Here is a 4,118-nt window from a genome sequence, read left to right on the forward strand (position 1 = left end):
GGGGGTTCATATTGGCCCTTGGGTTCCAGCCCCAAGGCCATCTGTCCGTACATGGTGCCGACGGTGTCCCAGTTCATGCTGATGTGACGACCGACGGCATTGGCATCGCGCCAGGCACGCTGCACCGGATGCGACACATCGAGGCCCTGGCCGCCAGTGGAAGCATTGAGCGCCTCGGTGGCGCGAATGGCCAGCGATACCGCAAAGGCCTGGCCGCGCCGGCTGGTGATGCGTTCTTCCACCGTCACCTGCTCACCCTGGCGCACCGTGGCTTCGCGCTCCTGCAGGTCGGCCAGCAGAATCTTGCGGGCGGCATCGACCGCGGCTGCGGCTTCGGCCACTCTCAGCTGGATGGTGGGAAACTCGGCCATCCGATTCTGACCACCGGCCACGGCGCCACGCGTGATGCGACGGCTGGTCCGCTCCAGGTAATCTTCCAGCGCCCCCTGGGCCGCGCCCACCGCCACCGAGGCCAGGCAGGAAGGAATCACCGACAACATCGGGATGGCGTAGTCGGAATCGGTCCCGTACAGTTGCGCTCCCGGCGTCTGGCCGCAGGTGGTTTCGGAAAACAGCAAGCTGCGATGGGCGGGCACGAACACACGGTCCAGCACCAGCGTCTTGCTGCCGGTACCGGCCAGGCCGATCACATGCCAGGTATCCTCGATGCGATAGTCGCTCTGCGGCACCAGCAGGAAGGCCGGGGCTGGTGTGGTGCGCGCTGCTTGCGGCGGCAGGATGGCCGCACACAGCGACCACTGGGCGCATTCGCAACCGCTGGCGAAACTCCAGCGCCCACTCAAGAGATAGCCGCCCTCCACTGCCTCGGGCTGGCAGGCCGGCGCATAGGAGCCGCAGACCAGGGCATCGGGATTGGCATCCCAGATATCGTGCTGGGCCTGCTGCGGAAAGGACGCCACCAGCCACTGGTGCGCCGCCAGCAAGCCGGCCACCCAGGCGGTCGAGGCACACCAGCCGGCCAGGATCATGTTCATGTCGACCAGCGTGGAAAAACCCACCTGGGCGCCACCGAAAGCCTGCGGCTTGACCAGGTCGAAGTAGCCGATTGCACGCAGGGCCTCGATGGACGCCGCTGGCACCGTGCGGGCTTGTTCCACGGCTGCGGCACCGGCCTGCAAGCCGGCCCGCAAGGTCGCCAGCCGGGTGCGCAGCGATTGCTTGTCGTAGTGATGGGCTGCGCTGGCCGCGATGGCAGTGGCGCCAGGGGAGGCCTGTTCTTCAACGATCATGATGTCTTCTCCAATGCCTTAGAAAGAGGGAATGAACCAAAGGAAACAAAACAAACGCAGGGATGCGACCACACCGGATGCGAGACAGGACATCCGATCCGATTCGCCCCGACAAACCCGTGTTCAGCGATAACCGGCGTTGCAATACAGCAGTGGACGGATCTCGTCGGCGGTCGCGGCCGGCTCGGCCTGGATCACGTCGATCACATTGCCGATCACGATCAGGTGCGAGCCATAGGGAAAGACCGCCGTCTTGCCGCACACCATATTGGCCTGGGCCGCTTCGAGCAGGTCGACACCGACCGTATGAGTCGCCCAGCGACCCACGGCAAAACGCTCCTGGGAAGACAAGGCGCCGCTGAAGGCGCTGGAGACAGCGACCTGGTCATGCCGCAAGACATTGATGCAGAAATGGCGCGCCGAGATCAGGATGTCGGCCAGGTAAGTGGACCGGTTCACGCACGCCAGCAAGGCCGGTGGATCCATGGAGAGGGAACTGACGGCGGTCATCGTCATGCCATGACGACGCTGGCCATCGGTGGCCGTCACCACGGTGACGGTAGAACTCATGCGGCGCATTGCCTGGCGGAATGCATCGGTCACGAACTCCTGCGGCGAGGCGAGGACGCTCATGTTGTCTCCTTCTGTTGTTTTGGATGATTATTTTTTTATGGATTATATTTGCATTTGCAAATATTGCTAATGCAATTTATGTGAATGAAAGCGTCACCCTGATAGAATTCGCCAATCCCGACCCTGTCGTTCTGGAATTCCATCGTGCACAAGCTGACCAGTTCTTTTCCGTATCTGTTGAATCGTGTAGGGGTGCGCATGGGGGAGCTGTTCTCCCGCCGCATCGCCCCTTATGGGGTGACCTTGCCCATGTATCGCGTCATGGCCGTATTAATGGAGTTTCCCGGCAAGAGCCTGGGCGAGTTGTGCAGCATGACCACGGTCGAGTTGTCGACGCTGTCGCGGCTGATCGGCACGATGGAAAACAAGGGATTGGTGTCGCGCCGACGCCAGGAGAACAATGCGCGCACCGTGGAAATCTACCTGACCGACGAAGGCCAGACCATGCTGGCCGAACTCATGCCCATCGCCAAGCATTACGAGGATGTGGCCACTGGCGGCATGTCGGCCGCGCAGATCAAGGCCCTGAAAAAGACCTTGTCGGAGATCTTCGTGCGGCTCGATGCCATCGAAGAAGAAATGAGCGAGCCGCAGCAGGACTGATCGCTGCAGGATACAAAAAAGCCTGCTTGCGCAGGCTTTCGGGGGAAAGAACCTTACTACCTCGACACAGCAGGATCACACCAGCGAATCGTCGTAACCACCGCTATCGTCCAGGTCGAAATTGCTCAGATCGGCCAGGTCGCTGCTTGAACCGAAGTTGTCGCTGTTGTCACTGGCGTTGCTGTTATCGCTGAAGCGATCATTGCCGGCCAAGTTGGACTTGTTGTCACCATCGCTGCCGTAGTAATTGTTGACGGTAGTGTTCTCGATGTTTTCCACCGGCGCGCTCAAGCCGTTCTGATGCGCCCACCCGGAACCGCTCCCGCCGTTGAACAGGTGTTCGATCCCCTGGAACAGGAAGGCGCCACCCGCCACCCCGGCTGCCGTGGCGGCGACGCTGCCCAGCACGCTGCCCATGCCGCCGCCGAAGAATCCTGAAGATGGTGCCGGTGCCGGGGCCGCAGCCACGGGGGCAGCAGGCGCATAGGCCGGGTTATAAGCCGGGTTGTAGGCCGGCGCCGCTGCCGCAGGTGCCACGGCAGGCCGGGCCGCTGCCGCAGGCGCATTGCCCCAGGCATTGCCATCGAGAAATCCCGAAGACCGGCCAGCGCCAGCCTGCAGGCTCTGGACCTGGCTTTGCAACTGGGCCACCTGCGCCTGCGAAGTCTTGAGCGCCTGCTCCATCAGCAAGGCGCGCTGCACCAGCAGGTAGGCCGCATCAGGCTGCTGCGCCACGGCCGCGGCGATCATCGCCTCGGCCTGGGCATCCTTGGCAATGCCGCGGACCTGGGTCAGTTGATTGAGAAAATCCTGAAGGGCTTGTGTTTCTTGCGGACTCATGATGCTTGCTCCCAACGAGTGTAGACACAACGTGCACGATGACAGCAGGAAAGTTCCCTACTGCAGACAAGTCCATTATGCGCGCACTCCTTCATATGATTTGTGTCCAGGGTGAGCATTTGGAAACAGCTTGTAACAAGAACCCGCCCCGGATGCGGCTTGCAGGCCGATCGGCCTTGACCTGTCTATTTACCCACCATCACCGGCAAGCCCAGCACTTCACGCAACTCGGCGCGGGCTGCCTCGAAGGCGCGGCGGAAGTCGTCCTGCTGCTGCAGACGCGCGGCAATGAGGGTCCCCGCGATGCGACCGGCTTCGACATCGGAGCGATAGTGGACGCCGGCCACCACGCGGTTGTTGGCGTATTCCAGGCCGCGCGCCATGATCTCGGCGCGTTTTTCCGGGACCATGTTGGCCAGCACGATGGCCGTCAAGGTGCCATTGGTGGCATGGCCCGAGGGATAGGAACCGGAATGCGAGAGCTTGGTGGCCGGTTTGACCAGGTCGCTGTAGTCATAGGGACGCGGACGTTTCCAGACATTCTTGTAGGGATCGACTACCGCCCCCTCGGTCGCCCCCACCCGTTGGAAGAAGGCATCGGTGAGCGGCAGCTTGTCCTTGACGAAGCGCTCCCCCATGACATCGCCGAAGCGCCACACGTTTTCCACGCTGTCGGCCTGGGCGCGGGCCACCATGGCCGGGGTGCGGGTCACCTGCAGGCTCAGTATCTCGGCCAGTTCGGCCTGCATCTGCGGCGAGTTGTTGGCCGGCGGCGGGGCCAGCAGGGTGAGC

At 62.5% G+C, this 4,118-nt stretch carries 5 protein-coding genes; 1 reads left to right on the forward strand and 4 read right to left on the reverse strand.

Translation table 11 applies throughout. The features are described from left to right. Both I5W_RS18565 and I5W_RS18570 read right to left on the reverse strand, forming a co-directional pair. Positions 1-1,250, reverse strand: a 1,250-nt coding sequence (locus I5W_RS18565; RefSeq protein ID WP_148289147.1) for an acyl-CoA dehydrogenase family protein, incomplete at its 3' end; no start/stop codon positions are given. Between the two features lie 123 nt (positions 1,251-1,373). Next, positions 1,374-1,883, reverse strand: a complete 510-nt coding sequence (locus I5W_RS18570; protein ID WP_017454334.1) for a flavin reductase family protein — start codon at positions 1,881-1,883, stop codon at positions 1,374-1,376. A gap of 144 nt (positions 1,884-2,027) precedes the next feature. Here I5W_RS18570 and I5W_RS18575 point away from each other — a divergent pair, with 144 nt between their 5' ends. Next, complete coding sequence (locus I5W_RS18575) at positions 2,028-2,486, forward strand: MarR family winged helix-turn-helix transcriptional regulator (RefSeq protein ID WP_026052243.1); 459 nt, start codon at positions 2,028-2,030, stop codon at positions 2,484-2,486. A gap of 75 nt (positions 2,487-2,561) precedes the next feature. Here I5W_RS18575 and I5W_RS18580 read toward each other — a convergent pair whose 3' ends face one another. Together I5W_RS18580 and I5W_RS18585 are read right to left on the reverse strand one after the other, a co-directional pair. After that, positions 2,562-3,326, reverse strand: a complete 765-nt coding sequence (locus I5W_RS18580; protein WP_044530337.1) for a DUF2076 family protein — start codon at positions 3,324-3,326, stop codon at positions 2,562-2,564. A 185-nt stretch (positions 3,327-3,511) separates the two neighbouring features. Then, a partial coding sequence (locus tag I5W_RS18585; RefSeq protein ID WP_044530338.1) for an acid phosphatase occupies positions 3,512-4,118 on the reverse strand: 607 nt, incomplete at its 5' end.

Source organism: Herbaspirillum sp. B65, assembly GCF_000333555.1.
Lineage (GTDB): Bacteria > Pseudomonadota > Gammaproteobacteria > Burkholderiales > Burkholderiaceae_D > Herbaspirillum > Herbaspirillum rubrisubalbicans.